11 protein-coding genes and 1 pseudogene are annotated in these 15,332 nt (G+C 66.4%); 8 read left to right on the top strand and 4 right to left on the bottom strand.

Features of this window, described 5'->3' with window-relative positions; translation table 11 throughout:
* Nucleotides 1–18: 18 nt before the first annotated feature.
* Entirely contained in the window at nucleotides 19–561 is a 543-nt protein-coding gene (locus ACVOJ1_RS08170) for a biliverdin-producing heme oxygenase (protein ID WP_231107782.1), read from the bottom strand.
* Between the two features lie 195 nt (nucleotides 562–756).
* On the opposite strand from ACVOJ1_RS08170, the gene ACVOJ1_RS08165 reads away from it, so the two are divergent.
* Nucleotides 757–1,056, top strand: coding sequence for a hypothetical protein (locus tag ACVOJ1_RS08165; protein WP_065175681.1), 300 nt, complete (start codon nucleotides 757–759; stop codon nucleotides 1,054–1,056).
* A gap of 13 nt (nucleotides 1,057–1,069) precedes the next feature.
* Here ACVOJ1_RS08165 and ACVOJ1_RS08160 read toward each other — a convergent pair whose 3' ends face one another.
* On the bottom strand, nucleotides 1,070–1,555 hold the full coding sequence (locus ACVOJ1_RS08160) for a TspO/MBR family protein (RefSeq protein ID WP_111186977.1): 486 nt from the start codon (nucleotides 1,553–1,555) through the stop codon (nucleotides 1,070–1,072).
* A gap of 66 nt (nucleotides 1,556–1,621) precedes the next feature.
* Nucleotides 1,622–3,817, bottom strand: a complete 2,196-nt coding sequence (locus ACVOJ1_RS08155; RefSeq protein WP_263178278.1) for a translocation/assembly module TamB domain-containing protein — start codon at nucleotides 3,815–3,817, stop codon at nucleotides 1,622–1,624.
* Between the two features lie 77 nt (nucleotides 3,818–3,894).
* Here ACVOJ1_RS08155 and ACVOJ1_RS08150 point away from each other — a divergent pair.
* A pseudogene (locus ACVOJ1_RS08150) lies at nucleotides 3,895–3,966 on the top strand (CGNR zinc finger domain-containing protein); the annotation flags it as partial.
* Between the two features lie 24 nt (nucleotides 3,967–3,990).
* Here the strand turns inward: ACVOJ1_RS08150 and ACVOJ1_RS08145 are convergent.
* Entirely contained in the window at nucleotides 3,991–5,238 is a 1,248-nt protein-coding gene (locus ACVOJ1_RS08145) for an arsenic transporter (protein WP_065182224.1), read from the bottom strand.
* A 402-nt stretch (nucleotides 5,239–5,640) separates the two neighbouring features.
* On the opposite strand from ACVOJ1_RS08145, the gene ACVOJ1_RS08140 reads away from it, so the two are divergent.
* The 6 genes from ACVOJ1_RS08140 (at nucleotide 5,641) to xylA (ending at nucleotide 15,313) form a co-directional block, all read left to right on the top strand.
* Nucleotides 5,641–8,778, top strand: a complete 3,138-nt coding sequence (locus tag ACVOJ1_RS08140; protein WP_053518517.1) for a TonB-dependent receptor — start codon at nucleotides 5,641–5,643, stop codon at nucleotides 8,776–8,778.
* A 137-nt stretch (nucleotides 8,779–8,915) separates the two neighbouring features.
* A complete protein-coding gene (locus tag ACVOJ1_RS08135) occupies nucleotides 8,916–9,674 on the top strand; it encodes a SapC family protein (protein ID WP_065182226.1) in 759 nt (252 codons plus the stop codon).
* A gap of 21 nt (nucleotides 9,675–9,695) precedes the next feature.
* A complete protein-coding gene (locus tag ACVOJ1_RS08130) occupies nucleotides 9,696–10,700 on the top strand; it encodes a cupin-like domain-containing protein (protein ID WP_481558703.1) in 1,005 nt (334 codons plus the stop codon).
* Between the two features lie 8 nt (nucleotides 10,701–10,708).
* Nucleotides 10,709–12,241, top strand: coding sequence for a tryptophan halogenase family protein (locus ACVOJ1_RS08125; protein ID WP_346480310.1), 1,533 nt, complete (start codon nucleotides 10,709–10,711; stop codon nucleotides 12,239–12,241).
* 197 nt (nucleotides 12,242–12,438) lie between these two features.
* Complete coding sequence (gene xylB / locus ACVOJ1_RS08120; protein WP_346480309.1) at nucleotides 12,439–13,932, top strand: xylulokinase; 1,494 nt, start codon at nucleotides 12,439–12,441, stop codon at nucleotides 13,930–13,932.
* Between the two features lie 46 nt (nucleotides 13,933–13,978).
* Nucleotides 13,979–15,313, top strand: coding sequence for a xylose isomerase (gene xylA, locus ACVOJ1_RS08115; protein ID WP_053518508.1), 1,335 nt, complete (start codon nucleotides 13,979–13,981; stop codon nucleotides 15,311–15,313).
* Nucleotides 15,314–15,332: the final 19 nt, after the last annotated feature.

Here is a 15,332-nt window from a genome sequence, read left to right as displayed (position 1 = left end):
GACGATGTGAATGCCTGTTCACGCATTGCTGAACACTTCAGCTGCGCAACGCCGCACGAATGCAAACGCCTGTTGAGCCGCGCTGCAGGCCTGCTGGCGTTGCTGCTGCGTGAGGGGTTCCGCATCCAGATGCGCGCGGGTGATCCGCCATTGCTCGGCCACGCCTGCAGGCGAAGGTGCAAGGTGACGGGCGCCATGGCCGGCACCCAGCCCCAGCGCGGCGGCGTACTTGAGCAGGACGGCCGAACCCAGGGCAGAACCCTCGACGGTATACAGCCAACCCAATGCCGACGCACGGGATGCGTGCTGCAGCCTGGGACGCCAGGCATGCGCGCGTGGCAGCGGGGCGCCCATATCCAGCAGATCCTGTTCAACCAGCTGCAGTCGTGCCGTTGCCGGAAGCATCAGCCCGTCCATGTACAGCGGCGCGGCGGCGTGGTGGAAATGCCATTGGACCTGGAGAAAGCGCCCGTAGCGCAATGTGGATTCGAACAGGCGTTGCCCGATCAGGAACGCATCGAGGCTGCCGTGCACCGACCGCGTGGCGTCCCTCAGGTACACGCTCAACGGACTACCGGCAGACTGCTGGCAGCGGGCGGGTGGATCGGAGGACGGCAATGGACTTTGCATCTGCGGCACCCTAGCAGAATCGGTCCGCGGCCCGCACAAGATTTCGCGGTCACTGCATGTGCACTGCACACCCGCTGCACGCCGGTTTCCATAACGTACGCAGGACACTTCCACTGGCGCTCCGTCGTGAACCTGCACACACCCCCGAACACGTCCCACTCCATGCGCGCGATGCCGGACAGCTGCCAGTTCCAGCTGCTGGATGTGGATCTTCTGCAGGACCCCGGCACCCGCCGCATCGTTCACCTGTATTCCATGGTGGCACGCTGCCTGCGCTGCGAGACGGTGTTCAAGGCGGTGGAGGGGCAGGGCCTGGTCAGTATGTCGGCCATCCGCGTGCTGCGCTGCCCGACCGGCTGCGGGCAGCAGTCGCTGAAGGGCGCGACCCTGCGCAGCTGGCAGCCTGCGCCTGAAGCAACCGCCTGAAGCGCGCACCGCCTTACAGGGCCCCGGGGTTGGCCTGCCACACCGCGTAGTTGAGTACGGCGGCGAACCCTACCCACAGCAGATAGGGCAGTAGCAGGATCGCCGCCAGCGTCCGGACGCGCGCGAAGGCAATCACGGTGGCGATGATGAGCGCCAGCAGGGCCAGGATATCCACGAAGGCGAGCGCACCCTGTTTCCATCCAAAGAACAACCAGCTCCATGCGGTGTTGGCTGCCAGCTGCACGACGTAGAGCGCCAATGCCACCGTGTTGGGGCGCCGTTCCTTCTCGCGCCAGACCAGCCACGCGGCCACTGCCATCAGCGCGTACAACACCGTCCAGACCGGTCCGAACAGCCCGGCGGGAGGCGCCCACGCGGGCAGCGACAGGGTGGAGTAGAAGTCCGATGCCGAGATCGAGGCCCGTGCGCCAAGCGCCGCTGCCACGAAGGTCAGCGTAAGCCAGCCGGCCAGTCCAAGGGCCTGCGTTGTTCGTTTCATCGGGCATCCTCGCGTGGGTCTCGAACCAATACGAACGAGTGGCACGTTTGGATGCAGCGCCGGCCGTCAGTCCCCAGGCGCTTGTTGCGCAGGTGCCGCCGAGGCGGGCAGCAGGGAGGGGCGCTCATCAAACCACTCGCGGGCCTTTGCCAGGTGCCAGCGGCGCTGCTCGCCGTCGAGCTCGAGGCCGGCGCCGAGCACGCCCCAGCGCAGATAGAGATCGCCGCGCTTGTGCTGACCGGGAAGATCGAGGCGGGCGCGGACGGACCACCGGTCATTCTCCGCAGTCAGCTCGTCCAGGGTGAGATGCCCCGGCCGCCAGCGCAGTGCGGTCTGCGCATCGACCTGGCCAGCGTCGAGCAGCGACAGCACCCAGCGCGGATAGTCGCCGCGCTCGGCAAACACCGCCAGCAGGGGCGAGGCATCGCTCATTGCCACGGCGCCACGTGCGTCCACCTGGAACGGCGACTGTGCATCGATGCGCCCGGACTGGATGTCGATACGTCCGCGCCACGGCGTCTTGCGTGCGACACCGGCGATCTGGATGTTGCGCAGCTCGACGGTGCTGCCGGAGACGTCGAAATGGCGGTCAGTGAAGTTGCCGCGGCGCAGGGCTGCATCCAGCTGCACGTCGCCGGCCAGTGACAGCCCGGCGACCTGCGCACGTGCCTGCCGGCCCAGCAGGCGGGCGCTGCCCTGGCCGATGCGACCATTGGTGTCCAGCCGCATCTCGCCGCTCACCTGGCCGGTGCCGCCGAGCAGCCGTACCTGGTCCGTGCCCAGATAGCGGTTGTAGGCCGCCAGGTCCGGAATGGTGGCGTCACTGAAACGCAGGTGCGCGCGCACACCGTTGCGCAGCTCGCGGATACGGCCGTCACCGCTCAGCGTCACCTGCAGATCGCGGCCATCGAACAGCCGTGTGCGCGGCGCGTCCGTCGGGTTGGCAGTGAAGCGGGGCAGGCGTACCGACAGCTCGGCGCGGGTGGGCGATCCGTCCTTGAGCTCACCATGCGCGCTGGCCGTGCCCGCCATCGTCACGCCGGCAATACCGGCAACCGCTTTGGCGGAGGGAATGTCGACCGTGCTGCCCGCCACCAGTTCACCGTTGCGGAGCTTCAGATCCGCCTGCAGGACGCCGCCGCCATCGAGCTGCAGCCAGGGTTTGCGAACGAACAGCGCGGGGATCCAGTTGAGTGAGGTGAAGGTCCACTCGCCGCGCACCGTTCCCGAGGTCCGTTCGATCAACTGGTCGATCTGGCGGAAAGGAATCTCACGGCCAGCAATCCGCAGATCGGCGTCCAGCGCTGCGCCCGTTCCTTCCTTGGGAGGCAGCCGGGCCTGCAGCCGAATGTCGTCGGCGGTGTTGAGCTGCAGGGCCAGAACGCCACGGCCGGGAGCGCCGTCACCGAGCAGCAGGGGCACGTGCCACAGCGCGTGGCTGCCGGGCTGCAGGCGTCCATGGTCCATGCGGATGTCCATCTGCAGTCGCCCCGGCACCGGGGCACTGGCGATCCGCGGCTGCGCCAGGCCGGTATCCAGGCGCAGCCCCTGGCTTCGTGCGTTGACCTTGAGCGCAGCCCGCAACAGGCCCAGTTTGGCCAGGCCGGGCGCCTGGTCGCGGAAATGGCGGGGATAGCTGAAGCGGGACGTGAGTTCTGTGTCCCCCAGCAGCTGGACGCCGTCATAGCTGACGTCGGCGGCATCGAAGCGGACCTGGGAATCGAACAGTTCCGACGGACCGCCGCGCAGTTGCTTGAGGAAACCGACCGTTCCGGCTCCCTTGCCGATGATCAGCAGCTTGCCCAGCCGGGCACTGCGGATGCTGTCGCTATGGATGGCGTTGAAGCGCAGCGTCCACCCGCGGGTGCCGCGGGGGGGCGAGGGGACGACCTGATCGACGCGACTGACGTCGGCCGAAACACCGGTCGCCTGCAGCCGCGGCACCCGGACTTCGCGCCGGAACAGGGGGAGGAGGGCAAGGCGCGCACTGGCACGTTCCGCATGCAGCACATAGACCGTGTGGTTGACGTGGCCGCGCATGTGCACGTTCCAGGCGATCACGTGGCCCGGCACCAGTGTGATCGCCGGGCCCGTGGTCATCACGAACTTCTGCGGCTTGCGGTTGGTGACGTTGTCGAACAGCGGCGTGTTGAGGAAGACGTTGCCCGCCAACAGATAGGCTGCGTAGAGGCCGAGCAGGATGTAGAGCGCTGTGCGCCACCGGCGAGGCAAATGCTTGAGGTGCGCGCGGACTGCTGCCATGAACGCTCAACATGATGACGAACTACGGCCACTATGGCCGAGTACCGTGGTTCACCATGTGAAGTGACTGGCGGCGCTGGTGCAGCATGGCCCAGTGCGGAAACCGCATGAAGGTGGCGGCGTTCCGCTCGCGCAGGCAGCCGCACTGAACCCTGTGCCGGGCCAGCGATGGCTCAGAGCAGCAGCAATGCCCCAAGCAGCGCGGGCGGCATCACCAGTACGCCGATGCGCAGGAAGTCGAGCCCGCTGACATGTTCGCCTTCGCGACGCAGGGCCACCAACCACAGCAGGGTCGCCAGCGAACCGGTCACCGACAGGTTCGGGCCGAGGTCTACACCAATCAGCAGTGCCGCGCGCGTCTGCGCCGGCAGGTCGGCCATCTGCCCCAGTGAGCCTGCGGCCAGGCCCACCGGCAGATTGTTGGCGAGGTTGCTGAGCAGGGCTGCGGCCGAGCCGGCCAGCCACCCGGCCTGCTGCGGTGAGGTGCGGGCAAGGGACTCCAGCGCACTGGCCGCCATCTGTATCACGCCGGTCTGTGCCACGCCTTCGACCAGCACGAACAGACCTGCCACCAACGGCAGCACGCCCCAGGACACGTTGCGCAGCAGCGGCAGTGGGCTCTGGCGCTGGCGAAGGGCGACGGCGACGACGCTCGCGCTGCCTGCGCAGAAGGTCACCAGACCCAGCGGGCCGTTCAACGCCGACGTCACCAGCAGCGCTGAGCCGGTGAACAGCACGCCGTAAGCACTCAGGCGACCGCCAGCAGACAGGGGGCGATGTTCCGGCGCCGGGGCCAGTGGCTGCGCGATCTCGCGGCGGTGCACCCAGCGCAGGACCAGGTAGGTCGCACCGATCGCCGCCAGCGACGGCAACGCGAACTGCGCCAGCCACTGCTGCAGCGGTGGCATGTGCCTGCCATACACCACCAGATTGGCCGGATTGGAGATGGGCAGCACGAAGCTTGCCGCATTGGCGATGAACGCACAGACGAACAGGTAGGGCAGGGGATTGGCGCGGGCCGCCCTGCACGCGGCATAGACCGCGGGGGTCAGCACGACCGCGGTCGCGTCGTTGGAGAGGAATACCGTCACCAGCGTGCCCACCAGGAACACCAGGTCGAACAGCCGCCGCCCGGAGCCCCCCGCGTGCCGCACCGCGTACAGCGCCAGCCAGTCGAACAGGCCCTCCCGCCGCGCGAGCTCTGCCAGAACCATCATCCCAACCAGGAACAGATAGACATCACCGCCTTCGGCGACCGCGCCCAGGACCGTGCCGACCTGCATCACACCGGTCAGCGGCAGCAGCGCCGCCGCCACGACGGCCCAGACATACTCGGGCAGGCGGAAAGGACGGAACAGCAGACCCACGGTGGCGAGCGCCACCGCCGACCAGATGATGGCGGAGGAGTAGGAAGCGAGCATGGGGAGGGGGAGCAGGAAACGCGGCATCATACCGTGTGGGTCGCGCCGCGGCCGCGTGTGCGATGCGCACAAGGGGACTGCCGCGGGAATGATTTGCTGCGCTGCACGGTGACAAGCGGGAACCAGGGTGATTAGTCTGCGCCTCAACGCGATGGTAGCGCTACCAATAGATTCGGGGTTTTGGGTCCAGGGGCTGCCTTCTTTACCGCGTGTTCGTCCTGGCAGGCTTGAAAGCGAGTTTGAGTCGCGGCGCGTCCGGCGCCCGCGATGTTCGGTTTGGAATACGGGCCTCGCCCGTGCGTGCCCCTGGGAGGGGGCGGTACATCCATTCGATCGTATGTCATAGGGGACTTTCATGAGCGCTCGCAGTTTCCGTGCTACTCCAGACCCGAGGACCCGTCCATGAGCCGGACCTTGGCGAAGTTCCGCTCCAGGGCCATGTTCACGTTCGTCGGCGGCGTCCTGGTGATCAATCCCGCCTTCGCACAGGAGGCCTCCACGACCACCGCACAACCGCCTACGGCGCAGACGCAGCCCACGCAGCCTACTCAGCTGGACGCGGTGCAGGTGACCGGTATCCGCAACAGCCTCAGCCAGGCCATGGACATCAAGCGTGATTCGGCTGGCGTGGTGGACGCGATCAGTGCCGAGGATATCGGCAAGTTCCCCGATACCAACCTGGCGGAGTCGCTGCAGCGCATCACCGGCATCTCCATCGAGCGTCGTGACGGCGAAGGTGCACAGGTCACTGCACGTGGCTTCGGTCCGCAGTTCAACATGGTGACCCTCAACGGACGCCAGATGCCCGGTGCCGATGCATTCGGTGCGTCCGGGCAGGTCGCCATCGGTGGCGTCGACGGTGGCACCCGCGCCTTCAACTTCGCGCAGCTGGCCGCCGAGGCCATCAACGGCATCGAGGTCTACAAGACCAGCCAGGCGCAGGTACCCAGCGGCGGCATCGGCGCGACGATCAACATCCTGACCGCGCGGCCGCTGGATCACGAAGGGATCATCGCCAATGCCGGCGCGAAGCTCGTCTCGGACCGCAGCCAGCCGTTCGACAATGATCTGACGCCGGAGCTGTCGGGCATCTTCAGTTACAGCAACCCGGAAAAGACCTTCGGTGTGAGCCTGAGCGCGAGCCAGCAGAAGCGCAAGGGCGGCTCGGTGCAGGCCACGGAGAACTACTGGAACGTGCAGCCGTGGACGGGCTCGATGCCCGGCAACCCGACGGTGGTCAACGCGCCGGAGATCGGCCAGCTCTATGCACGCCCGAACGACCTGCGCTATGCATTCTCGGAGTTCGAGCGGGAACGCGTGAACGGCCAGGCGGTTCTGCAGTTCGCGCCCACGGACAGCCTGACCCTGACCGTGGACTACACCTACTCGACCAACGAGATCACCGAGAACCGTGGCGAGCAGGGCATGTGGCTGCAGAACAGCAACTACACCAACGTCCAGTTCGATACCAGTGGTGCAGTGGCCACCCCAGTCTACATCCGTGAGATCGCCGGCACCAAGGATTTCGGGTTGGAACAGCAGCGCAGCATGCAGGAGTACAAGCTGGGATCGCTTGGCTTCAATGCCGTGTGGAATGTCACCGACCGCTTCAAGCTGAGCTTCGACGCACACAATTCGAAGAACGAGAGTCGTCCGAATGATCCGCTCACCGGCGGCGGCTCGATCTTCATGAGCATTGCCGGCACCAACAACTGTACCCGTGGCCCCCATTGCGGTGGTTCCTGGGTGCAGGAACTGGAGTTCAACAATGGTCTGCCGGTCGGCACCCAGACCTGGTATCCCAGCACGGCAGATGCGATCGCCGGCACCAACGGCGTGGTCAACCCGGGCTTCCAGGAGGGCGAGATCGGCACCCAGGTGCTGCGTGTCAACGCACAGTCGCAGGTGAGCGAGATCAAGCAGGCCCGCGTGGACGGCGAATGGAACTTCGACCAGGGGCGGTTCCAGTTCGGCGTGGACACCAACAAGTCGACCACGCACCGCATCCAGGCAGCCGAGGCCTACTCGACCCTCGGTGACTGGGGCGTGGCCAACGTGAACCGGGATACCGATGCCGGGCTCATGGATCTGCTGCGTCCGGTCAACATCGTCGGCCTGTTCGACGACTACAGCGCCAGCAGCTGGCCCGCATGGCGCGGCAACGCCGGCCAGCTCGCACAGTGGGCGGCGGACGAATATGGCGTGGGACTGGGAGTCAGCCCGCAACGCGCGGCCGACAACTTCGTGGAAGAGAAGACCAAGGCGGCCTACTTCCAGGTGGAACTGGATGGCCAGCTGGGCAGCATGCGCACCAATACCCGGCTGGGCGTGCGCTACGAAACCACCGACGTGGTCTCGACCTCGGTCATCGCCGTTCCCGAGTCCATCGAGTGGCAGGCCAACAACGATTTCCGCATCGTGCTGTCCGACGAGCAGCAGCCCTTCACCGAGAAGGCAAGGTACAGCTACATCCTGCCCAATCTCGATTTCAGCATCGATTTCACCGATGAGCTGAAAGGCCGTGCCTCGTTCGGCAAGAGCATCGCCCGCGCGCCCTACGGCAATCTCTATGCGGGCCCGGGCGCACAGCAGCCGTTCGGATCGGTGCTGATCGATCCGTCGTCGCGCGCCAGCGGCAACGCGCAGAATCCCAGCCTGAAGCCGCTGGAATCGGACAACCTCGACCTCGGGCTGGAGTGGTATTTCGCCGACGCCAGCTATGTGTCGTTGACCTACTGGAACAAGTCGGTCGACAACTTCATCGGCAATACCGTTGTCCAGGAGAGCCTGTACGGGCTGACCGATCCCACGTCCGGCCCGGATGCGCGTGCGGCTCTGGACTTCCTCACCAGTGCAGCCTGCGTCTCCCAGGTCGGTGCCGCCAATGCGGCCGCCTGCTCGGCCAACGACACCTCGCTGTTCACCGCGCTGGCGTTGCTGCGCAACAACCCCGCCGGGCTGGCGGCCTACAACGGAACCGACGCACAGGTGCTGGCCACCGAAGCGGCCTACGATCTGTATGGCCAGGCGGACGATCCGCTTTACCAGTTCAATGTCAACCGCCCGATCAACCAGAACAAGTCCAAGCTGCACGGCTGGGAGCTCGGCGGGCAGTACTTCTTCGGCGACACCGGTTTCGGCGTGCTGGCCAACTACACGATCGTCAGCGGCGACGTCGGCTACAACAATGGCGGCGATCCGGGCATCGACCAGTTCTCGCTCACCGGTCTGAGTGATACCGCCAACGCCATGCTCATGTACGAGAAGTACGGCTGGTCGGTCCGCCTGGCGTGGAACTGGCGCGACCAGTACCTGATCCTGGCCAACCAGGGCGCCAGCCGCAATCCCTACTATGTGGAGGCTTACGAGCAGTGGGATCTGAGCGTGAACTACACGCTGGACGACCACTGGTCGTTCGGACTGGAAGCGATCAACCTGACCGGCGAGGACGTACGCTGGCGCTCGCGCACGTCGCAGATGATCGTGAAGCTGGCTGACCAGAGCCCACGCTACATGCTGGGTGTCCGTTACAAGTTCTGAGTCTGGCGACGGACCCGTCCGGCGCGGTACCGTTGTCCCGGCAACGGTACCGCACGGGCCTGTCCTGACGCAGCACCTGTCGCACGTGCCGGCGGTACCCTGCCGGCCACTGGCCCCGCACCGGACTGGACACCCTGATGGCCCGCTATGAAATGCTCAACAACATCGCCCATCGGGACCTGAGGGTCGCCACCGGCTTCGGCCCCGAGTTCGGCGACGCCGTGGGCATGGTGCCGGCCTATCCCAGCGAGTTCGCCGAACTGCAGCGGGAATATCCCATCTTCCTGCGCAAACAAGCCGGATCGGGCGAATGGCAGGCCGTCGCCCTGCTCGGGTTTGAACAGCACGAGAACCTCTTCCTGCAGGACGGCCGCTGGAACGCCTCCTATCTTCCGGGAGCCGCAGCGAAGGGGCCGTTCCTGATCGGATTCCAGGAGCATTACATCGACGGTGTGCTCACCCGGGAGGCGGTGATGCATGTCGATCTGGACCATCCCCGGGTCAACACCGACGCCGGCGAGCCGCTGTTCCTGCCGCAGGGTGGCAACACCCCCTACCTCGACCACATTGCCGGCGTGCTGCGTGGTATCCATGATGGCAGCGCGTTCGGCGCCGCGATGTTTGCAATGCTCGACGAAAGCGGACTGATCCAGCCGGTCACGCTCGATGTGCAGATCACGCAGCATCACCGGGTGAGCGTGAACGGATTGCACGGCATCGACCGTGAGCGCCTGGCGCTGCTGGACGACTCGACGCTGGCCGCGCTGAATCGCGCTGGCTGCCTTGAGGGCGCCTACCTGATGCTGGCGTCGCTGCACAACATGCGCCGCCTGATCGCCGAGAAGCAGCGGCGCCTGCGCGCGCAGGATGCAGCAGCGTCCACGGCCAGGAACTGAGGGCGGGCGATGGGGGCGGCGATGCGGATACTGGAGGGCATCGATCCTGCTGCGCTGCCCCTGGCCTCGCTGGTCGAGGCCGGAGAGCCGGTGGTGCTGCGAGGCATTGCGTCACACTGGGCGTTGGTCGAGGCTGGACAGCGCTCCACGCTGGACGCGCTGGCCTACCTGGGCGGCGTCGACGCGGGCGTGCCCATCCAGTACTCGTTCGGCGGGCCGGACATCGACGGGCGCCCGTTCTACGCCGCCGACTTCAGCCGGCTGAACTTCGAGGTCCGTCGGGCATCGCTCAGCGAGGTGCTGGACGGGATCGCCTCGACGCTGCATGAGCCAAGACCGCCCACCTACTACGTGGCGTCGCTGCCGGTGGAGCGGGCATTGCTGCCGGCATTCGCACAGGCCAACCAGGCAGGGTTGGCAGGGCAGGGCATCGACGCGTTGGCCAGCATCTGGATCGGCAACCGCGTCACCGCATCGTGCCATTTCGATACCCCCGACAACCTTGCGTGCTGCGCGGTGGGCCGGCGCGAGTTCACGCTGTTCCCGCCCGAACAGATCGACAATCTCTACCCAGGCCCGCTGGATCCCACGCCAGGCGGCCAGGTGGTGAGCGTGGTGGACTTCGAACGTCCCGACTTCGACCGGTATCCCCGCTTCAGGGAGGCCCTGGCGAGTGCACGCAGCGCAGTGCTGGAGCCAGGGGATGCCATCTTCATTCCCAGCATGTGGTGGCACCATGTGCGCAGCCTGGCGCCGTTCAATGTGCTGGTGAACTACTGGTGGCGTAGCTCGCCGGCCTTCCTCGGCTCGCCCCTGCCGGCGCTGCACCATGCGATGTGGGCCCTGCGCGATCTGCCCGCGCGTGAAAAGAAAGCGTGGGAAGCGCTCTTCCAGTATTACGTATTCGGCCCCGGCGAGCGCGCGGGGCAGCACCTGCCCGACGATGCGCGGGGGGATCTTGCACCGTTCGACGAGCAGCGCGCGCGCCGCATGCGCGCGATGCTGCTGGGCAGACTCAACCGCTGAGGGGCACCGTGATCGATACCGCGAGCACAGCAGAAGGGCGCATCCGCAAGGTGGTCATTGCCGGCGGTGGCACCGCCGGTTGGCTGGCCGGATGTGCGCTGTCCCATCAATTCCGCGACCAGCTGGACATCACCCTGGTCGAGTCCGAGCAGATCGGTACGGTCGGTGTCGGCGAGTCCACCGTACCGCCCATCCGCACTTTCCATCACTTTCTGCAGATCGACGAGCAGGAGTTCCTGCGCGCGGTGGCCGGCACGTTCAAGCTGTCGATCTCGTTCGAGAACTGGCGCCTGCCGGGCGAGCGCTTCTTCCATCCGTTCGGCACCATCGGACATGGCACCTGGGCCACGCCGTTCCACCATTTCTGGCTGGACAGCCTCCGCCGCGGGATGCCATCGGACCTGGGCGATTTCTGCCTGGAGAGCGTCGCCTCGCGCGACGACCGCTTCTCGCTGCAGACCCAGCCGCAGCCCAGCTACGCCTATCACTTCGATGCCGGTCTCTACGCCCGGTTCCTGCGCCGCAGAGCCGAGGCGCACGGCCTGCGACGGGTGGAGGGCAGGATCGCCGAGGTCAGACAGCATGCGCATGATGGTTCGGTGCAGTCGCTGGTGCTGGACGACGGGCAGGTCATCGAGGGCGATCTGTTCATCGACTGCACCGGCTTCCGTGGCCTTCTGATCGAGCAGACATTGAAGACCGGCTATGAGGACTGGCACGAATGGCTGCCGTGCGATCGTGCCGTCGCGGTACAGACCGAATCGGTCGCTCCACCGGTGCCGTACACCCGGGCCATCGCCCATGAAGCCGGATGGCGTTGGCATATCGCGCTGCAGCACCGCGTCGGATGCGGGCTGGTCTACTCCAGCCGGCACATGTCCGATGATGAGGCGAGGGCGAAGCTGCTGCGCGACGTGGGCGCACCGCCGCTGCGCGAACCCTGGCAGGTGCCCTTCCGCAGTGGACGCCGTCTGCAGGCCTGGAACAGGAACGTGGTTGCGCTGGGGCTGGCCAGTGGCTTCATCGAACCGTTGGAATCCACCAGCATCCATCTGACGATCAGCGCCGTGGTGCGGCTGATCCAGTTGTTTCCGTTCGATGGGATCGCGGCCTCACTGGTGCAGCTCTACAACGAGGTCAGTCGCCAGGAGATGGAACACGTGCGCGATTTCATCATCCTGCATTACCACGCCACCCAGCGCGAAGAGCCGTTGTGGAAGGCGTGCCGCGAGATGGCGTTGCCCGAGTCGTTGCAGCAGCGGCTGCGCGCGTGGCGTGAGCGCGCGCACGCGTGGCAGGACCCCGGCGAGCTGTTCCGGGTCGAGTCGTGGACCAGTGTGCTGCTTGGCCAGGGCATCCAACCGGGCCGCCCGCACCCGCTTGCGCGGGCACTGAGTGACGCCGACCTGCGCACGCTGCTGAAACGCATCCAGCAGCCGGTGCGGCAGGCGGCCGCGCAGATGCCGTCGCAGGCGGAATTCATCGACCGTTATTGCCGGTCGGGGCCCGAGGTATGGCACGCGAACAGGGCGGCGTCGTAACAGGTCTGCCTGCAGATGCCGCGACGGCGAGCAGGGTTTTGCGTTGCAGCACGCTTTTTCCGCCGGGGCTGGTTACAGTGCGGCATCACGGCGGGCGGCACGCACGCCGTGCAAACGAGGAGGCAGTGCAACAAGGCCTCCTTTTTTGAATGTCAGAAATGGTAGCGCTAACTTTTCGGTGTTCGGAGGCGGTTTCGATGGGTCTGGTTGCCGGTGTCGACGCAGGAACGCAGAGTTTGAAGGTGCTGGTCTACGACCCGGAGGCGCGTGCCGTTGTCGCCCGCACCAGCGCGGCGCTGGAGATGAGCAGCGCCGCCGATGGCAGCCGGGAACAAGTGCCGGCCGACTGGGTGGCAGCGCTGCGCACCTGCTTCGACGGGATTGATCCATCGCTCCGGTCACGCATTGCAGGTCTGGCCGTATCGGGCCAGCAGCACGGCTTCGTGCCGCTGGATGCGGCGGGCGACGTGCTGGCGCCGGCCAAGCTCTGGTGCGATACCAGCACGTCGGCCGAATGCACCCGGATCATGGATGCCGCCGGCGGAATTGACCGGACCATTGCACTGGCCGGCAATCCGATCCTTGCCGGCTATACGGCCTCCAAGCTGCCGTGGACGAAAACGCATCGCCCGGCAGCCTATGCGCGGCTGGCGACCATCCTGCTGCCGCACGACTATCTCAATTTCGTGTTGACCGGGCAGCGGTTCTGCGAGCACGGAGATGCCTCCGGCACGGGCTGGCTCGATGTGCGCACGCGCACGTGGTCGCAGGCGCTGCTGCGCGCCACGGATCCGGACCGCGATCTTGCTGCCTGCCTTCCGCCCATCGCCCCACCCGACGCGCTGTTCGATATCGACCCTGCGGCGGCCAGCATGCTCGGACTGCCGGTGACGGTGAAGGTGGCGGTCGGCGGTGGCGACAACATGATGGCGGCCATCGGCACCGGCTGCGTCACGGAAGGGCGACTGGCGATGAGCCTGGGAACGTCGGGCACGTTGTTTGCCTACTCCGATTCACCGGTGATCGATCCGGACGGGGCCTGGGCCGCCTTCTGCTCTTCCACCGGCGGCTGGCTGCCGCTGATCTGCACGATGAACTGCACCGTCGCGACCGAGCAGGTAGCGAGTACCTTCGGTTTCAGTACGCGTGACGGCGATGCCCACCTCGACGCGACGTCGCCCGGCGCTGGCGGATTGGTCATGCTGCCGTTCCTCAATGGCGAGCGCACTCCCGACCTGCCGCTGGGCAAGGGCGTGCTGGCCGGCCTGGACACCCACAACTTCACGCCGGCGCACATCTACCGCGCTGCCATGGAAGGGGCGACCTACAGCCTGAAGTTCGGCTACGACGCGTTCAGACGCGCCGGCATGCAGTTCGACCGCATCGTGCTTACCGGGGGTGGCAGCAACAGTGCCGCGTGGCGGCAGCTGGTGGCCGATGTGTTCGGACTGCCGGTCGACGTGCCGGTGCAGGCCGAAGGCGCGGCATTCGGTGCGGCGCTGCAGGCCCTGTGGGCCATCGGGCGGTCGCAGGGTGATGCCGCGCCGATCAGCGAGGTCACCGCGCAGCATGTCCGCGTGGACCCGACACTGTCCGCGCGTCCGGATTCCGGCCGCAGTGCGGCCTATGCCTCCGCCTACTCGCGTTTTCTCCGCCATCTCGAGGCCGTCACGCCGCTGCAGCGCGGCTGAGGTCCGCCTCCCTCCAACATCCCGCACAACGACAGGAGCACGTACCATGACCACGCAGCCCTTCATCGGCGCCAAAGAGTACTTCCCGGGCGTCGGCCGCATTCCGTTCGAGGGCAGGGACTCGGACAATCCGCTCGCCTTCAAGGTCTACGACGCGAACCGGGTCATCGGCGGCAAGACCATGCAGGAGCACCTGCGCTTCGCCGTGTGCTACTGGCACACCTTCTGCAACGCCGGCCACGATCCGTTCGGACCGGGAACCCGGCAGTTTCCGTGGGAGGCCGGTTCGCCGCTGGCCACTGCAGAGGCGAAGGTCGATGCAGCCTTCGAGTTCTTCACCAAGCTGGGCGTGCCGTACTGGTGCTTCCATGACATCGACCTGGCGCCGGATGCAGACGACATTGGCCAGTACCAGAAGAATCTCACGCACATGGTGCGCCTGGCCAAGGCCCGCCAGGACGCCACGGGGGTCAAGCTGCTGTGGGGTACGGCCAATCTGTTCTCGCACCCGCGCTACATGAACGGCGCATCGACCAATCCTGATTTCGCCGTGGTTGCCCGTGCCGCGGTGCAGGTGAAGGCCGCGCTGGATGCCACCGTCGAGCTGGGGGGCGAGCACTACGTGTTCTGGGGTGGGCGCGAAGGCTACGCGTCGCTGGCCAATACGCAGATGAAGCGCGAGATCGAACATTTCGCGCGGTTCCTGACGATGGCCCGCGACTACGGCCGCAGCATCGGCCTGAAAGGCAACTTCCTCATCGAGCCCAAGCCGATGGAGCCGATGAAGCACCAGTACGATTTCGACAGCGCGACCGTGGTGGGCTTCCTGAAGGAGCACGGGCTGGACAAGGACTTCAAGCTCAACATCGAAGCGAACCACGCCACGCTCTCGGGGCACACCTTCGAGCATGACCTGCAGGTGGCCTCCGACCATGGCCTGCTTGGCAGCATCGATGCCAACCGTGGCAATGCGCAGAACGGGTGGGACACCGATCAGTTCCCGAGCGATCTGTACGACACCGTAGGCGCGATGCTGGTCGTGCTGCGGCAGGGTGGCCTGGAGGGCGGGCTGAATTTCGACGCCAAGGTGCGCCGGGAGTCGACTGACCTGGAAGACCTGTTCATTGCCCACATCGGCGGCATGGACGCGTTCGCACGAGGTCTGGAAGTGGCACACGCACTGCTCACCGAGTCGCCGTGGGAGCAGTGGCGCAGGGAGCGCTACGCCAGCTTCGACACGGGAGCCGGCAAGGATTTCGAGCGCGGCACGCTGAGCCTTGCCGACCTGGCCACGCTGGCCGCCGATATCGGCGAGCCGCGCCAGACCAGCGGCAAGCAGGAACGCTACGAGAACCTGCTCAACCAGTATCTGCTGCGCTGAGCACGGCAGCGTCAAGGCG

This window comes from Stenotrophomonas sp. STEN225 (assembly GCF_056756445.1).
Note: the sequence above shows the minus strand (reverse complement) of the source record. Positions and strands in the feature narration are given on the sequence as shown.

Coding starts and splice junctions, on each gene's coding strand:
- ACVOJ1_RS08160 (WP_111186977.1), bottom strand. CDS start 1,555: ATGAAACGAACAACGCAGGCCCTTGGACTGGCCGGCTGGCTTACGCTG.
- ACVOJ1_RS08155 (WP_263178278.1), bottom strand. CDS start 3,817: ATGGCAGCAGTCCGCGCGCACCTCAAGCATTTGCCTCGCCGGTGGCGC.
- ACVOJ1_RS08145 (WP_065182224.1), bottom strand. CDS start 5,238: ATGCTCGCTTCCTACTCCTCCGCCATCATCTGGTCGGCGGTGGCGCTC.
- ACVOJ1_RS08140 (WP_053518517.1), top strand. CDS start 5,641: ATGAGCCGGACCTTGGCGAAGTTCCGCTCCAGGGCCATGTTCACGTTC.
- ACVOJ1_RS08135 (WP_065182226.1), top strand. CDS start 8,916: ATGGCCCGCTATGAAATGCTCAACAACATCGCCCATCGGGACCTGAGG.
- ACVOJ1_RS08130 (WP_481558703.1), top strand. CDS start 9,696: ATGCGGATACTGGAGGGCATCGATCCTGCTGCGCTGCCCCTGGCCTCG.
- xylB (WP_346480309.1), top strand. CDS start 12,439: ATGGGTCTGGTTGCCGGTGTCGACGCAGGAACGCAGAGTTTGAAGGTG.
- xylA (WP_053518508.1), top strand. CDS start 13,979: ATGACCACGCAGCCCTTCATCGGCGCCAAAGAGTACTTCCCGGGCGTC.